A 14,944-nucleotide genomic window follows, 5' to 3' on the forward strand; every position below is an offset into this window, starting at 1 on the left:
ATGGACAGCGTCGACCTCACCGAGCGCGAACGGGCCGTCGTCAATGCCTTCCAGGGCGGGTTCCCGGTCGCTTCCGACCCCTTCGCGGTCGCCGCCCGAGCGATGAACGAGCAGGGGGTCGAGATCGGTTCCGAGGAACTCCTCGAGACGATCCGGAACCTCGACGAGCGGGGCGTGCTCTCCCGGTTCGGCGCGCTCGTGGACGCGAGCGAGATCGGTGGAACCGCGACCCTGGTGGCGGCCCACGCGCCCGAGGAGCGCTTCGACGAGGTCGTCGGGGCGATCAACGACTTCCGGGAGGTCGCACACAACTACGAGCGCGAACACCCGTATCTCAACGTCTGGTTCGTCGTCAGCGTCGCGGACGAAGATCGCGTCGGCGAGGTTCTCGCAGAGATCGAAGCTGAGACCGGCCAGAAGGTCTACAACCTCCCCAAACGACGGGAGTTCCGCGTCGAGGCGAAGTTCTACGTCGATGGGCCACTCGAGGACGGGATCGACCTTTCGGATGAGGGGCCCGACGTCGAACCCACGGACCGGACGACGCTTTCGCCGGCCGAGCGCGATCTGGTCGTCGAGATTCAAGGGGGCCTTCCGCTCTCGCCGACGCCGTACGCCGACGTCGCGGCGGCGATCGGGCGGGACGCCGAGTGGGTCCGGGCGACGATCAAACGCTTCGACCGGGAGGGAAAGATCCGGCGGGTCGGCGTCGTCCCGAACCACTACGCGCTCGGCTACACGGAAAACGGGATGACCGTCTGGGACGTCCCCGACGATCTGGTGGAGGAAGTCGGCCCCGCGATCGCCTCGCTTCCGTTCGTCACCCACTGCTACGAGCGCCCGCGCCACGAGGGCGTCTGGCCGTACAACTTCTTCGCGATGACCCACGGCCGGAGCGAGGGAGAGAGCGAGGAGCGCATCGAGGCGGTCCGCGAGCGGATGGCGGGGTTCTGGGACGTCGCTGACGACGACTGGAACACCCTCTTTTCGACGGAGATCCTGAAGAAGACCGGGATTCGACTGGAAGAACGGGCGACGGCCAACACCGACGGCGATCGCGGGGGCGAGGCGGAAGGGGCCGGGTCCGGCGCCGAGCGCGCTCCGGACGCGAACTGAACTCATGATCCCGCTCTTTCACGACTTCAGCGAGTCGACGGTGCTCGTCGTCGGCGGCGGGAGCGTCGGCGCCCGGAAGGCCCGGCGCTTCGCCCGCGAGGCCCGGACCGTCGTCGTGAGCCCCGAGTTCACCGATGCGTCGTTCGGCGACGCCGAACTGGTCCGGGGAGCACCGGATCGGGAAGCGATCGAGGACTGGCTCGAACGCGTCGAGCCGGCGCTGGTCGTCGCCGCGACCGACGACGAGGAGCTGAACGGAGCGGTCGCCGATGCCGCCCGCGACCGGAGGATCCTCGTCAACCGCGCGGATCGGGCGGGAGGGGATCGAGGCGAGGGGAGCGTCGTCGTTCCCGCCACCGTCCGGGAGGACCCCATCGTCGTCGCGATCGCGACCGGCGGTGCCGCCCCCGCACTGAGCAAACACCTCCGGCGCGAACTCGAAGAGGAGATCGAGGGTGCGGGCGCGATGGCCGAGTTCCTGGGGGAGTTTCGGACGGAGCTCAAGGCACGAGGGGTGGCCCCCGACCGGCGCCGGAAACTGGTCGGCGACGCGGTCGCCTCGCCCGCCGTTTGGACAGGTTTACGTACCGGAGCCCCCAACGACCGGCAAGTGATCGAGGACGTACTCGACCGGCTCGAGGGCGGGGGTGAGTCGGGGTGATCGACGCCGGCGTCGTGACCAGCGCCCGGGTGACCCACAAGGGCGCGAGCGTCGACGACATCGCCGCGGCGAGTCCCGACAGCCAGCGGACCGCCGTCTCCGACCTGCTCGCCCACCCCGACGTCGAGGAGGCATACGTCCTCTCGACGTGCAACCGGATCGAGGCCTACGTCGTCGCCGCAGACGAGAGCGTCGGCCGGGCGGTGCTCGCGGAGTTCCTCGCGGGCGTTCCTGAGGCGGCGACGGTCTACGCCGGCCACGACGCGAGCTTGCGCCACCTGCTGCGCGTTGCGTCGGGCCTCGAGTCGGTCGTCGTCGGCGAGGACCAGATCATCGGCCAGGTCCGGACCGCCTACGAGGACGCCCGCGGGGTCGGCGGGATCGGCGACCTGCTGGAGACGAGCGTGACGAAGGCGATCCACGTCGGCGAGCGCGCCCGCACTGAGACCGCGATCAACGAGGGCGTCGTCTCGCTTGGCTCGGCGGCGGTCTCGCTCGCCCGACGGGAGGCCGGCGACCTCGCGGGGGCGACCGCCCTCGTCGTCGGTGCCGGCGAGATGGCTCGCCTGGCGGCCGAACGCCTCGCGGCGGCCGGGGTCGGGGAGCTGATCGTCGCCAACCGGACCCTGCCCCACGCCGAACACGTCGTCTCCGAGCTCGAGGTTCCCGGCGAGGCCGTCGCCCTGCCCGCCGTCGGGAGCGTCGCGCCCCGCGCGGACGTCGTCGTCGCCGCCACCGGAAGCCCCGACCCGGTCGTCGAGCCCGACGACCTCGAGTCGGGGGGAGAGGCGGTCGTCGTCGACCTCGGCCAGCCCAGGGACGTCCGGCCCGCCGCGGGCGACCTGCCCGGCGTCGCGGTCTACGACCTGGACGACATCGAGTCCGTCACGGAGAACACCCGCAGCCGGCGGGTCGAGGCGGCCCGCGAGGTCGAGGCGATGATCGACGCGGAGTTCGACCGCCTCGTCGAGCAGTACAAGCGCGCCCGGGCCGACGAGGTCATCGCCGCGATGTACGAGAGCGCCGAACGGACCAAGCGCCGGGAGGTCGAGACGGCGATCGCCCGGCTCGAGGAGAACGGAGAGGTGACCGACGCCCACCGGGAGGTCCTCAAGGCGATGGCCGACTCGCTCGTGGGCCAGTTACTCGCGGCACCGACGAAGAGCCTCCGGGAGGCCGCCGCCGAGGACGACTGGGCCACGATCAGCACGGCCCTCCAGCTGTTCGACCCCGAGTTCGGGGCCGACTCCCCGGCCTCCACGTTCGAGGACTCCGGCTCCGAGCGTCCCCTCGAGGCAGTCGACGACGACTGAGACGGTCGTCGCCCCTGGCGGGCCGACGCGGCCGGCACAACCGTTATCCGCGTGGCCGGCGAGCGATCGGACATGGCAGAACTCCTTTCCGATGACGAGATCGAGGAGCAGGCTCCCGACGAGTGGCACCGCGAGGACGACGAGATCGTCCGGAGCTACGGGTTCGACGACTACCTCGCGGGCGTCGACTTCGCGAGCGAGGTCGGCGAGATCGCCGAGGAGGAGTTCCACCACCCCGAGATCCGGATCGAGTACGAGGAGGTCGAGGTCCGATTTACGAGCCACGAGGAGGGCGGGATCACCGATGCCGACGTCGAGATGGCGGAACTGGTCGAAGGCGCCTACGACGGCGACTGAGATGGGAATTCGGTACGCCTTCGGCGTCCGACTGCGTCCCGAGACTCCCCCGGAAATCTCGCTGGAGCCGCCGACGATCGAACGCCGGTGTCTGCTCTCGGCGCCGGAACCTGGGAGCGAGGGCTGGCTCGAGTTTCGAGAACTCGTCTGGCGCGGGGAGGTTTCCGATCGGGAGCACGTCCGGCGCTTGCTGGCCGAAAAGATCGGAATCGAAGTCGAGTCCGTCGACTTCCGGGCCCTGGAGGCCGACCCCGACTCCTTCGAGCGGTTCAAGGAAGCGGTCGCCGACGACTTGGAAGCGTTCAACGCGGAGAACGTCTCGGAGGTGCTGACCAAGTATTTCGGCTCGAGCCTCGAGATCCGGGAGCCATAGATTGGGTCGGTAGTGGACCGTCGTGGGGGGCGACGACCGACGTCGCCGTTCGTGTCACTGGAATGTGAGCACAGGAGATAAGTAGGTAGTCTGAAATCATCGAGTATGCGGAAACTCGATCGGCGAACACTGATGGCGGCGGGGACGACGCTGGCGGCGGGTGGACTGCTCGGGTCGACGGCGACCGCCCAGAAGGGCGACGACGGCGAGGGCGGAGCGGAAGGCGGCGGTTCCGGCAATGGGGACTTCGGGCGGCCGGACGGGGTCGCCTGGCGATACAACGGATCGTACCGGATCGATACGACCGTCGCGACCGGCGACCGGGTCCACACTCAGGAGAACGGGAGCATCTCGACGCTCGACGCCGAGGACGGGTCGCTCGAGTGGGAGACGGACGACATCGGGGCCAGCGGAGCACCCGTGGTCGAGGGCGACGCCGTGTACACTGCCGGGGAGTCGATTCGGGCGTTCGATGCCGAAACGGGAGAAGAGCGATGGGAAAGCGAGGTCGGCGGGAACGGGATCGCGGTCGCACACGGAACGGTCTACACCTCCGCCGAGGGAACCCTCTACGCCCTTGATGCCGACGACGGCTCGATCCGGTGGGAACGCGACAGCTTCGAGGTCAGTTGGGAGCTCGGTGAGGACGAATTCGAGAAGACCGGCGAGGAAGTGACGCTCGGGGACGCAGATGAAGAGGGCGTCTACGCCAGTTCACCGCTTCCCGATAGCGGCAATTCGGGAATCGCAGCGTTCGATCCGGAAACGGGCGAGACCGAATGGTCGCTGAGCCATTTCATGGACATAGAGACGCTCACTGCAGGGTCGGGTCACGTCGCCGTCTGGTCGGGCGGCGACCAGATTGCGTATCTCTATCCGATGGGTGCCCAGGAACGGGTCGTGTCGGACCTTGCAGAAGACATACTAATCACGGATGGGGTTTTCTTCACCAACGGACCCTACGAGTTCACGGCGTACGATCTTTCCGACGGCGTTGAGCAAACGTGGCAGTACGAGGGTGATGCCATCTTCCCGTACAGCGTCCCGGTGGTCGTCGGCGACACCGGAGTAACGGCACATGCTACCCCGAAGGTCGGAGGGGAAGGAACGGATGAGCGGATCGTGGCCTACGACCTCTCGACCGGCGAGGAACGGTGGCAGTACGCGTTCGACGGCTCCGAATGGTCCCACGGCGGGTTCACTTGGGTCGCTGCCGACGAGGACACAGTCTACGTCAGCCGCAATGACGAACTGCTCGCACTTCGGTCCGGTCTCGACGACGGCGATGGCTCCGAAGACGACGAGTCCGGGGACTCGGAGGACGAACCCGAGGAGGAGCCCGAAGATGAGGACCCCGCCGACGAAGACTCGGGGAACGAGGAGCCGGCGAGAGACGAGCCCGAAGGGGACGAAGACGGAGGAGGCGACGAGCCCGAGGACGGCCAGGACGAGGACCCGTCCCTCGAGCTCTCGGTGTCGGCTCCCGACTCGATCGCTCGCGGCGAGTCTGCGAGCGTCGATATCAGGGTCTGGAACCACGGCGAGGACGCCGCCGACGTCACGATCACCCTCGAGGCCGGCGACGTCTCCGAGTCGGTGACCGTGGAGGTCGTGCCCGGCGACTGCTATGCGAGCTTCCACGCCGTCCCGTGTGGCGAGCTCTCGGTCGGCGACAACGAGTGGACCGTGACCGCCGGCGACTGCGCCGAGAGCGGAATGCTGACACTCGCCGAGTAGCCGCCCGACACACCCGTCGGTATCCGGAAAGTAGTCGGGCGGACGGTCCGTTCCCGGCGACAATTTCTTACGTTCGGGGACCCAATTCCCGTGTCCTGCATACAGCATGGTCCCCGCCTACGACTTCTGGCTGCTCGACCTGGACGGCACGCTGATCGACGTCGAGTGGGCCTACACCCGCGAGGTGTTCGACGCGGTCGGCGACCGGCTGGGCCGGCCCTTCTCGGATCGGGAGGCCGAGGTGCTCTGGCACGGCCTGAGCGGCTCGCGGGACCGCCAGCTCGAGGCCTGGGGGATCGAGCCGACCGCGTTCTGGAAGGCGTTTCACGCCGAGGAGGACCCCCTCGTCCGGGCCGAACAGACCTACCTCCATCCCGACGCCGCCTTCGTCGCCGATCTCGACGGGCCGGTGGGCCTGGTAACCCACTGTCAGCGCTTTCTCGCGGAGCCGGTCATCGACGGTCTCGACATCGGCGACTGGTTCGACACGGTCGTCTGCTGTACCGAGGAGACCGGCTGGAAGCCCGATCCGGCACCCGTCGAGAGCGCGATGGCCGACCTCGGGGTCGCCGACGGGAGCCGGGGCGTGCTCGCGGGCGACGGCTCGAACGACGTCGGCGCGGCCTGGAACGCCGGCCTCGATGCGATCCACGTCGAGCGGGTCGGCCACGACCGGCGCGGGCGGTGCGTGCTCGGGGACTACCGCGTCGAGAGCTTCGACGAGCTGGCCGCGGACTAATAGGGCTGCCGTAGGGCGATTTCGGGACGACGTCTCCGAGCGTCTCAGCCGGGCGCTCCCAGGCTCGGTCTCTCCCCGGCGGCGGTCCGGAACTCGGCCTCGACGAGCGTGCCGTAGGCCCGCCGGAGCCGCTCGGAGAGCGCCTGGTGGGAGATCCCCAGGCGGGCGGCGAGGTCCTCCATCGAGATCGCCCGAGGGATCTCGAAGTAGCCGTGTTCGAACGCCGCCGACAGCGCCTCCTCCTGTTCGGGCGTCAGCCGGCTCTCCGTGCCGGCCCGGCCGGCCCCCGAGCCGTCGGTCACGTTCGCGATCCGCCCGATCGTCGCCTCCATCCCGCGCTCGGCGAGGCGGTCGTGGCTCCGGGAGAGGGTTTCGCGGTCGGGGAATCGCAGCTCGAGGTGCCACCGTCCTCCTGCGGCGGTCGCCTCGAGGACGGTCCCCTCGCCCGCGAGCACCGCCTCGAGGCGGTCCCGGGCGGGCGGGTCAAAGGCGACGTCGTAGAGGGTTTGGTCGCTCCGGGAGCGGCGCTCGAAGGAGTCGACCGAGCCGTCGGCCGCGAGCGCCGCGTCGATCGTCTCGAGGGCGCTCCCCGAGACGAGTACCGCGGGGAACCCGATCGAGACCGACCGCTCGAGGCGGATCGTCGCTCCCGGCGCTCGGTCGAGGGTGGTCTCGAGGGCGACGTCGGCCGCCGGCAGCCGGAACTCCGTGATCGCTGGCATCGCGCCACCTATACCGTCCGCCGGTAAATAGCGCGCCCCCGCTCCCGGAGACTGTCCGCGGGGCTGTCAGGCGGGCTCGATCGGGAGGTCGCTCTCCCGGATCGTTGCCTCGAGTTCCGCCACTCCCGACTTCGCCCGCCGGTCGGGGTCGGCGACGAGTCGGAGGCGTTCGTGGCCCAGCGAGACGAACCCGCAGTCGAGTCGGGCCGCGGTGTCGGAAAGCCCGAGCCCGGCGTCGGCCTCGCCCGCGAGAACCCGCCGGGCCGGGCTCTCGACGCCGGCCAGGCCGAGCCCGTAGCCCGCGATCGACTCGCGGAGCTCCCGCGGATCGGCCCCGCGCTCGTCGGCGACCGCCTCGAGACGGTCGTCGAGGGCGGCCCGGAGCGAGGCGTCGGTCGATCGGGTCGCGAGCCGGAGGTCGCGCTCGACGAGATCCGAGAGGCCCTCGAGCTCGTCGGGGTTTCCGGGCGGAACGACCAGCCCCCACTCGCGGTCCCAACTTGCCAGGCGGTCGCCGTCGGCCTCGCGGGCATCGGCCTCGCTGAGGACGGCGACGTCGGGGACTCTCTCGCGAAAGCGCCGGCGGGCGGGCCGGGAGCCGACGGGGAGATATCGGGGGTTCTCGAGGCGATCGAGCAGCCGGTTCCAGGTCGGGTCGGCCTCGCCGACGCCGAGGAGCGCGGGCGGACGCGTCGAGGGCGAGAACAGCTCTACGGAGACGTCCTCGCCCGCCCCCAGGTAGGCCGTCTCGGGGGGGACGCGGACGACGCCGTCGGCGTCGGCGAGGCTCGTCGTCGCGCCGCTTCCCTTGTCGACGGGGTAGACCAGCCGATCGCCGTCGCCGCCCTCGACGAGTCCCACGGAGACGAGCCGGAGCCGGCCCTCCTCGGAGCGCTCCTCGACGGCCATCCGTCCCTCGACGGTCGCCGTCGCGGGTTCGGGGAGACCGGCGGCCTCGCGGAGTTTCGGGGCGACGAACACGCGAAAGATCGTCATCGCCGACACCGGGTAGCCGGGGAGGCCGACGTAGGCCGCGCCGCCGAGTTCGCCGACCAGCATCGGCTTGCCGGGTTTGATCGCCGCGCCGTGGAGCAGGAGCTCTCCCCGCTCCTCGATCACGCGGTAGACGACGTCGACCGCGCTCGCGCTGGTCGACCCCGACGAAAGCACGAGGTCACACTCCCCGGCCGCCTCCCGGAGGACGCCCTCGAGTTCCTCGGGGTCGTCGCCGGCGTGGCGATAGAGGACCGGGTCGCCGCCGGCCTCGGAGACGCCCGCGGCGATCGTGTAGCTGTTGACGTCGTAGATCTCGCCCCGGGAACTGTCCACCTCCCCGCCGGGCCGGACGAGTTCCTCGCCCGTCGAGACGATGCCCACCCGAGGACGCGCCCGAACGGGGACCTCGCTCTCCCCGATCGCCGACAGCAGGCCGACCTCGCGGGCCGAAAGGCGGGTGCCGGGGCCGAGCGCCCGGTCACCCGCGGCGACGTCCGCGCCCGCAACCATCACGTTGTCCCCGGGCGCGACTGCGGTCCGGACCAACACCCGCCCCTGGCCGGGATCGGTGCGCTCGACTGGTACCATCGCGTCCGCGCCGGAGGGCATCACCGCGCCCGTCGAGATTTCGATCGCTTCCCGTTCGCCGACCTCGACGTCGGGTTCCTCCCCTGCATGGACCTCGCCGACGACCGCGAGATCGGCGGGATCCGCTTCGTCGGCCCCGAACGTGTCCCGCGCTCGCAGCGCGTAGCCGTCGAGGCTCGCCCGGTCGAACCCGGGGACGTCGAGGTCCGACTCGATCCGCGAGACCAGCACGCGTCCCTGTGCCTCCTCTATGGAGACCCGGTCGACCCCTCCCTCCAGCGCGAGGGAATTGATCGTCTCCCGGACCTCCGCCGGGGAGGCGAGGTCGCGAAACTCCGTTCTGTCCATGGCGGCCGTTGGCGGCCGATCGACAAAAACGTCCTTACGGCTCCCAGTCCTCGACCTCGACGGTCTCGCCCGCCGGGATCCCCTCGCTCGCCTCGCTCACGACCACCCAGCCGTCGGCCAGCGCCGCGCTCGAGAGCACGCCCGCGCCGCCGGCCCGGATCGGGGTCGCGACCCGCTCGTTGCTCCCGCCGTCTTCGTCCTCGCTCCCGGCGAGTTCCACTCGCGCGTACGTCCTGATCCCCGGCTCGCTCGGGATCTTGCGCTCGAGCCTGGCCGTCCTCGCGGGATGGGTCTCGACTGTGGTTCCCTGGAGCCACGCGAGCAGGGGCCGGAGAACGGCGTTTGCGGCGACGATGGCGGCGACCGGGTAGCCAGGAAGCGCGATCACGGGCGTTCCCTCGACGACTCCGAGAGCGACCGGGTAGCCGGGTTTGATCCCGACGCCGTGGACGACCACCTCGCCCAACCCCTCGATGGTCTCGGGGAGGAGGTCCCGTTCACCAACGGAGGACCCCCCGGTGGTGACGACGACGTCCTTCGTGAGGTCGCGCTGGATCGCGACCCGCAGCGCCTCGGGGTCGTCGTCGACGATGTTCCGATGTGTTGCCCGCCCGCCCCAGCGCTCGACGAACCGGGAGACGGTCAGCCCGTTGGTCTCGATGATCTCGCCGGGCGCGGGGTCGGCCCGGACGAGTTCCTCTCCGGTGGGGACGACGCCGACGGTCGGTCGGGGAGCCACGGGAACCCGTTCGACGCCCACCGACCGCAGCAGTCCGAGCGCGGAGGGCCCGAGGCGACGGCCCGCCTCGAAGAGAGGGTCGCCGCGGGCGACGTCCTCGCCGACCGGTGCGACGTTCTCGCCGACGGTCACCCGATCGGTGATCTCGACGTCGCCCCCGAAAGGCTCTGCGTACTCGATCCGGACGACGGCGTCGGCGCCCTCGGGGAGTTCGGTTCCGGTGTCGACCCGCCGTGCGGTCCCGGGCTCGACGGTCTCCTCCACCTCGCGGAGGACGGCCGGCGAGCGCGCGCCCGCGTCGAAGGTGTCCTCGGCTCTGACGGCGTAGCCGTCCATTGCGACCCGCGCGTAGTCGGGAACGTTCCGGGCGGCAGACCGGGCCGTAGCGAGCACCCGACCGTCGGCCGCTGCGAGTTCGAGGCGAACGGGGTCGAAGTCGGGGTCGGGTACGGCCGCCCGGAACCGCTCGCGGGCCTCGGAAAGGGGCGTCCGCGACCTGAACCCCGATTCGGAGCGATCGTCGTCGAGCCCGTCCATGTCCCGACAGGGGCGGGTAAGAGTCAAAAACGTGCCGGGAGGCGACCGGGACAGTTATCCTTCCGTTCTCTCACACGTTCCGTATGGTCCCGACGGATCCGGTCCCCGTGGCCGTCGTCCTGATCGTGGCCGTCCCCGCCGCGTTCGTCGTCGCCTACGGCGCGAGCGAGCTCCGCCTCGCTTCCCACCTCCTCCGGTCGCGACCCGACTCCGTCCTCGAGACGACCGAGGGCGGCCCCGTCGAACTCCGGGGCGAGGCGCGGCCGGTCCGCGGAACGGTGGAGGCACCGTTTTCGGGAGCCGACTGCCTGGCCTGCGTCTACGAGGTCGAGGAGTACCGGAGTTCGGGCAAGTCGAGCAGTTGGCAAACCATCGATTCCGGCGAGGAGTACGTCCCCTTCCTCGTGGACGACGGCTCGGCGAGCGTCCTGGTCGAGCCGCCGGGCGCGGACTTCCGGCTCTCCCGGGACGGCAGGGTCGAAGTCGAGGGCGGAACCCGCCCGCCCGAACGGATCGCCCGCTACATCGACAGCGACGACGACATCGACTCCCAGGACACGTCGATCGATCTCCGGGTGTTCGAGCTCAAGACGGGCAACGACCGGCGCTTCGCCGAGTACCGGCTCGACCCCGGCAGCGAGGTCCACGTGCTCGGTATCGCCCGCCACGACACGACGGTCGCGACCCGGTCGGGCCAGGTCAACGCCGCCGTCGGTGTGGGAGAGGCCATCCTCGATCCGAACCGCTGGGTCCGGCTGCGCCACCGCTTCGTCGGCTACCCCTTCCTGATCTCGGATCGAAACGAGCGCCGGCTGGGGCTCAAGGCGGCGCTCGTCGGCACTGCGTCGGTCCTCGCCGGGGTCGGCGTCGTCGCCGCCGTCCTCGTTTTCCTCCGGTTGTAGCCGGCCCGCCGGGGACCGCGGCCTTTTTCGTAGCGGCGTTCGAACCCGTAGCCATGTCACCGCTCCGCGACGCGTTGCGGGACCTCCCCGACGGAGTGTTCTTCGACCTCCTCGAGAGCGAGGCGGCGTACCTGGTCGTCCTCGACGTTCCCGGCGTCTCCGCGGAGACGGTGGACGTCGCCGTCGAGGACGGAACGGTCCGGGTCGAGGCCAGACGTGAGAAGGACCTTCCCGAGGAGTACCGCTACGTCGAGGAGAACCGGTCGCTCTTTTTCGACGCCTCCCTCCCGCTCCCTCGGGACGCCGCCGGCGACCCCGAGGCGACGGTCACCGATGGCGTCCTGGAGATCCGCCTACCCAAAGACCGGGGCCGGCGGAGCGCCGGTGACGCCGACGGTGCCGACGGCTCCACGGAGGCGGCGGCCTCCAACACGGACGCCGGCTCCCTCGAGTCCTCGACGACGCCCGACGGCGAGGACGGAACCGACGGCGACCGGGCGTAATCGGGGTGGAAACGCCTGGGCACCCTCCGCGCGTACCGACGGTTCGTCCTCGTCGCCGGACGATTCCTTCCCCTCCTGCTCGCCTACGCCCGCGACCGCCGGCGCTTCCTGTTGTTCGGCCGGCCGCGCCGGGTCGGGGGCGAGGTCCGCCGCGAGCGCGCGACCCGCCTGCTCGACTCGCTGCTGACCCTCGGGCCGACGTTCATCAAACTCGGCCAGTTGCTCTCGACCCGCCCCGACGTCCTCCCGCCCCAGTACATCGAGGTGCTCTCGGCGCTCCAGGACGAGGTTCCCCCCGCCGACTGGGCCGACGCGAAGCCGGTCGTCGAGGCCGAACTCGGGCCCGTCGAGGAACGCTTCGAGACCTTCGACACCGACCCGATCAGCGGGGCGAGCCTGGGCCAGGTCTACCGCGCGGCGGTCGACGGGCGGGAGGTCGCGGTGAAGGTCCGCCGGCCCGAGGTCGAGGAGTTAGTCGAGGCCGACCTCCGGGTGATCCGGTGGTCGCTTCCGATCCTGATGTACTTCGTGGACGACTCCCGGGCGTTCTCCCTGGAGAACCTGGCCGACGAGTTCGCCCGGACGATCCGCGAGGAGATGGACTACGAGCGCGAGGCGACGATGCTCGCCGAGATCCGGTCGAACTTCGCGGGCGACGACCGCTTTGCCGTTCCGGCCGTAATCGAGAGCCACTCGGGCCCCCGCGTGCTGACGATGGAGTACGTCGGGGGAACGAAGATCAACGACGTCGAGGAGCTCGAGCGACGCGGGATCGACCGGAGCCGCATCGCCGAGAACTTGGAGCGGGCGTATCTCCGGATGATCATCGACGACGGCGTCTTCCACGCCGATCCCCACCCCGGGAACCTCGCGGTCGACGACGAGGGCCGGATCGTCTTCTACGACTTCGGGATGTCCGGCCGGGTCGACGAGTTCGTCCAGGGGAAGATCGTCGAGTTCTACGTCGCCGTCGCCAACCGCGACACCGACGCCATCCTCGACGTCCTCATCGACATCGGCACGCTCTCGCCGGAAGCCGACCGCCAGGTGATGGCGGAGGTGATGGAACTCGCCATCGAGGACGCCCGCGGCGAGCACGTCGAGCAGTACCGCGTCCAGCAGATCATCGGCCGGATCGAGGACTCGATCTACGAGTTCCCGTTCCGGCTTCCGGCGAACCTCGCTCTGGTACTGCGGGTCGCGACCGTCGTCGAAGGGGTCTGTGTCACGCTCGATCCCGACTTCGACTTCATCGACACCGCGACCGACTACCTCACCGAGCAGGGCTATCGCGAGGAGTCTGTCCGCCGGTATCTCGAGGAGGGCGGCGAACGGGTTCGGGAGTCGGCGGAGTCGGCGACCCGGATCCTCCCCAAGAGCGAGCGGGCCCTGGATCGCCTCGACCGGGACGACCTCTTCGTCCGGGTCGGCGTCGAGGACGCCGACCGGGCCTTCGAGAAACTGGCCAAGCGGCTCGTCTACGGCATGTTGCTGACGATGGGGCTGTTCTCGATCGGCGTCCTCTACGCGCTGGAGGTCCCCCTGGCGGCGATCGTCGCGGCGGTGTTTACCGCGGCCATCGGGATCCAGCTCTACCGATCGTTCCGCCAGCCCCGCCGGTCGCTCGGGTCGGCGCCCCAGTTCACCCGCCAGAACCTCCGCCAGCGCCGCGAGGACGACTGAGAGGCCCGGAGACGGCGATGTACCGGTCGATCGAAGCGAGGTAGTGCGATCGACGGTGCACCGACTCGTCTCCGACCCGAGGAGAGGGCCGACGGAAGCCGAAAACCGTTTTCCTCCCGCCGTCGAGAAAGGGGTATGGCATCCGATTACGAGGACCTCGCCGATCTCCCGGTGCGGATCGACGCCGTCTCGAGCCAGCGACGCGAGCGCGAGACCTCGAGTGGCTTCACCCGCGTGACCACCGAGTTCGCGCTGACCGGCGGCGACGGGGAAGCCCACACCGGCCGCGGCGAGGACGTCACCTACGAGACCGCAGACCACGACGCCCTCGCCGAAAAGGGGCTCCCCGACCTCACGGGCGAGTTCACCGTCGACTCCTTCTCGGCCCGCCTCGACGACCTCGACCTGTTTCCCGAGCCGCCCGACCGCGAGGAGTTCCGGAACTACCGGCGGTGGGGCGTAGAGAGCGCGGCGCTCGACCTCGCGCTCCGTCAGGCCGATACCGACCTCGCCTCGGCGGTCGGCCGGAGCGCCGACCCGGTCCGGTTCGTCGCGAGCACGCGCCTGGGCGAGCCTCCGCGGATCGACCGGGTCGAGGAACTGCGCGAGCGGGTTCCCGGCCTCGAGTTCAAACTCGATCCCACCGCCGACTGGGACCGAGACCTCGTCGCCGCGCTCGCCGAGACCGGCGCCGTCCGGATCGCGGACCTGAAGGGGGCCTACGAGGGAACCGAAGTCGACAACCCCGCCGACCCCGACCTCTACGAACTCGTCATCGAGGGCTTTCCGGAGGCGATCGTCGAGGACCCCGGGTTGACCGACGAGACCCGCGAGCTGTTCGAGGAGAACGAGGTCCGCTCGCGAACCTCCTGGGACGCCCCGATCCACGGGATCGACGACGTCCGCGCTCTCCCCTGGGAACCCGACTGGCTCAACATCAAGCCCTCCCGGTTCGGCTCGATCGAATCGCTCCTCGAAACGATCGACCACTGCGAGGAGCGCGGGATCTCCATGTACGGCGGCGGCCAGTTCGAACTCGGCGTCGGCCGCGGCCAGATCCAGACGCTGGCGGCGATCTACTACCCCGATACCCCGAACGACGTCGCGCCCCGGCGCTACAACGATCCCGCGGTCGCCGACGAACTGCCGGCGAGTCCCCTGGAGCCGCCGGCGGAGTCCGTCGGGTTCGGCCGATAGAGAACCCGGTACTGGATTCCGGACGTCGTTCGTCAGTACTCGACATCGCTCGGTAGAGCAGGTAGGTGTGACCTTAGTAGAGTACAGAGCGACGGCAGAATCGCGCGCAGTTTCAGCGTCGCGGTAGAGTGGTCTGATTGCCTACGACTGGAGGGAAATGTATATGAGTTGCGACGAAAGAACGGCATATGTGTACGTGCCCTGCGAAGTCCGTCAGCCGTTTCAAAACGGACTCTTTCACTTTGCCAAATCCCACCACACGGTGATGAAGTAGAATGGGTGACGATGGCCTCTCAATTAACGGCCGACCCTACCAAGTCTCGTGTTGTTGAGTGCTGAGACAGGATTGGTACAGACAGATAGATAATACGTTTGCAGTCGAGCGGGGTGTTTTTAGCAGATTTATTAGATAATTAGAACAGTCTATGTTTAA

General features: G+C 69.6%; 14 protein-coding genes. 11 read left to right on the top strand and 3 right to left on the bottom strand.

Features of this window, described 5'->3' with window-relative positions:
* The 7 genes from ahbB to LCF40_RS17820 all read left to right on the top strand — a co-directional run bounded on the left by ahbB (position 1) and on the right by LCF40_RS17820 (position 6,296).
* Positions 1 to 1,116: a siroheme decarboxylase subunit beta gene (gene ahbB / locus LCF40_RS17790; RefSeq protein WP_224829533.1), complete on the top strand. Its 1,116-nt coding sequence runs from the start codon at positions 1 to 3 to the stop codon at positions 1,114 to 1,116.
* Positions 1,117 to 1,120: 4 nt separating this feature from the next.
* Positions 1,121 to 1,777, top strand: a complete 657-nt coding sequence (locus LCF40_RS17795; protein ID WP_224829534.1) for a precorrin-2 dehydrogenase/sirohydrochlorin ferrochelatase family protein — start codon at positions 1,121 to 1,123, stop codon at positions 1,775 to 1,777.
* Positions 1,777 to 3,090 carry a glutamyl-tRNA reductase gene (gene hemA, locus LCF40_RS17800; protein WP_224829543.1) on the top strand — a complete coding sequence of 438 codons (1,314 nt, stop codon included), beginning with the start codon at positions 1,777 to 1,779 and terminating at the stop codon, positions 3,088 to 3,090. Before LCF40_RS17795 ends, hemA begins: the two co-directional genes overlap by 1 nt.
* Before the next feature lie 72 nt (positions 3,091 to 3,162).
* Entirely contained in the window at positions 3,163 to 3,447 is a 285-nt protein-coding gene (locus LCF40_RS17805; protein WP_224829535.1) for a 4a-hydroxytetrahydrobiopterin dehydratase, read from the top strand.
* Between the two features lies 1 nt (position 3,448).
* Positions 3,449 to 3,820, top strand: coding sequence for an LWR-salt protein (gene lwrS, locus LCF40_RS17810; protein ID WP_114575434.1), 372 nt, complete (start codon positions 3,449 to 3,451; stop codon positions 3,818 to 3,820).
* Positions 3,821 to 3,925: 105 nt separating this feature from the next.
* Positions 3,926 to 5,557: a PQQ-binding-like beta-propeller repeat protein gene (locus LCF40_RS17815; protein ID WP_224829536.1), complete on the top strand. Its 1,632-nt coding sequence runs from the start codon at positions 3,926 to 3,928 to the stop codon at positions 5,555 to 5,557.
* A gap of 106 nt (positions 5,558 to 5,663) precedes the next feature.
* Positions 5,664 to 6,296, top strand: coding sequence for an HAD family hydrolase (locus LCF40_RS17820; RefSeq protein ID WP_114575436.1), 633 nt, complete (start codon positions 5,664 to 5,666; stop codon positions 6,294 to 6,296).
* Positions 6,297 to 6,340: 44 nt separating this feature from the next.
* On the opposite strand, the gene LCF40_RS17825 is transcribed toward LCF40_RS17820, so the two are convergent.
* From LCF40_RS17825 to LCF40_RS17835, 3 genes are all read right to left on the bottom strand, one after another.
* Positions 6,341 to 7,018, bottom strand: a complete 678-nt coding sequence (locus LCF40_RS17825) for a helix-turn-helix domain-containing protein (RefSeq protein ID WP_224829537.1) — start codon at positions 7,016 to 7,018, stop codon at positions 6,341 to 6,343.
* A 66-nt stretch (positions 7,019 to 7,084) separates the two neighbouring features.
* A complete protein-coding gene (locus tag LCF40_RS17830; RefSeq protein WP_224829538.1) occupies positions 7,085 to 8,950 on the bottom strand; it encodes a molybdopterin biosynthesis protein in 1,866 nt (621 codons plus the stop codon).
* Positions 8,951 to 8,984: 34 nt separating this feature from the next.
* Positions 8,985 to 10,226, bottom strand: coding sequence for a molybdopterin molybdotransferase MoeA (locus LCF40_RS17835; protein ID WP_224829539.1), 1,242 nt, complete (start codon positions 10,224 to 10,226; stop codon positions 8,985 to 8,987).
* Between the two features lie 83 nt (positions 10,227 to 10,309).
* Here LCF40_RS17835 and LCF40_RS17840 point away from each other — a divergent pair, with 83 nt between their 5' ends.
* The 4 genes from LCF40_RS17840 (at position 10,310) to LCF40_RS17855 (ending at position 14,511) form a co-directional block, all read left to right on the top strand.
* On the top strand, positions 10,310 to 11,128 hold the full coding sequence (locus LCF40_RS17840) for an E3 ubiquitin--protein ligase (protein WP_224829540.1): 819 nt from the start codon (positions 10,310 to 10,312) through the stop codon (positions 11,126 to 11,128).
* A 53-nt stretch (positions 11,129 to 11,181) separates the two neighbouring features.
* The gene (locus tag LCF40_RS17845; protein WP_224829541.1) at positions 11,182 to 11,631 is read left to right on the top strand and encodes an Hsp20/alpha crystallin family protein; all 450 of its coding nucleotides are present in this window, start codon (positions 11,182 to 11,184) and stop codon (positions 11,629 to 11,631) included.
* Between the two features lie 75 nt (positions 11,632 to 11,706).
* A complete protein-coding gene (locus tag LCF40_RS17850; RefSeq protein ID WP_224829544.1) occupies positions 11,707 to 13,314 on the top strand; it encodes an ABC1 kinase family protein in 1,608 nt (535 codons plus the stop codon).
* 135 nt (positions 13,315 to 13,449) lie between these two features.
* Positions 13,450 to 14,511 (top strand): enolase-like domain-containing protein, encoded by a 1,062-nt coding sequence (locus LCF40_RS17855; protein ID WP_224829542.1) that lies wholly within the window; start codon positions 13,450 to 13,452, stop codon positions 14,509 to 14,511.
* Positions 14,512 to 14,944 lie beyond the last annotated feature (433 nt).

This window comes from Saliphagus infecundisoli (assembly GCF_020177375.1).
In the GTDB taxonomy this organism is placed as follows: Archaea; Halobacteriota; Halobacteria; order Halobacteriales; family Natrialbaceae; genus Saliphagus; species Saliphagus infecundisoli.

Excerpts from the sequence above, each read along its gene's own strand:
- ahbB (WP_224829533.1), top strand. The coding sequence starts at position 1 with ATGGACAGCGTCGACCTCACCGAGCGCGAACGGGCCGTCGTCAATGCC.
- LCF40_RS17795 (WP_224829534.1), top strand. The coding sequence starts at position 1,121 with ATGATCCCGCTCTTTCACGACTTCAGCGAGTCGACGGTGCTCGTCGTC.
- LCF40_RS17805 (WP_224829535.1), top strand. The coding sequence starts at position 3,163 with ATGGCAGAACTCCTTTCCGATGACGAGATCGAGGAGCAGGCTCCCGAC.
- lwrS (WP_114575434.1), top strand. The coding sequence starts at position 3,449 with ATGGGAATTCGGTACGCCTTCGGCGTCCGACTGCGTCCCGAGACTCCC.
- LCF40_RS17815 (WP_224829536.1), top strand. The coding sequence starts at position 3,926 with ATGCGGAAACTCGATCGGCGAACACTGATGGCGGCGGGGACGACGCTG.
- LCF40_RS17820 (WP_114575436.1), top strand. The coding sequence starts at position 5,664 with ATGGTCCCCGCCTACGACTTCTGGCTGCTCGACCTGGACGGCACGCTG.
- LCF40_RS17825 (WP_224829537.1), bottom strand. The coding sequence starts at position 7,018 with ATGCCAGCGATCACGGAGTTCCGGCTGCCGGCGGCCGACGTCGCCCTC.
- LCF40_RS17830 (WP_224829538.1), bottom strand. The coding sequence starts at position 8,950 with ATGGACAGAACGGAGTTTCGCGACCTCGCCTCCCCGGCGGAGGTCCGG.
- LCF40_RS17835 (WP_224829539.1), bottom strand. The coding sequence starts at position 10,226 with ATGGACGGGCTCGACGACGATCGCTCCGAATCGGGGTTCAGGTCGCGG.
- LCF40_RS17840 (WP_224829540.1), top strand. The coding sequence starts at position 10,310 with ATGGTCCCGACGGATCCGGTCCCCGTGGCCGTCGTCCTGATCGTGGCC.
- LCF40_RS17845 (WP_224829541.1), top strand. The coding sequence starts at position 11,182 with ATGTCACCGCTCCGCGACGCGTTGCGGGACCTCCCCGACGGAGTGTTC.
- LCF40_RS17855 (WP_224829542.1), top strand. The coding sequence starts at position 13,450 with ATGGCATCCGATTACGAGGACCTCGCCGATCTCCCGGTGCGGATCGAC.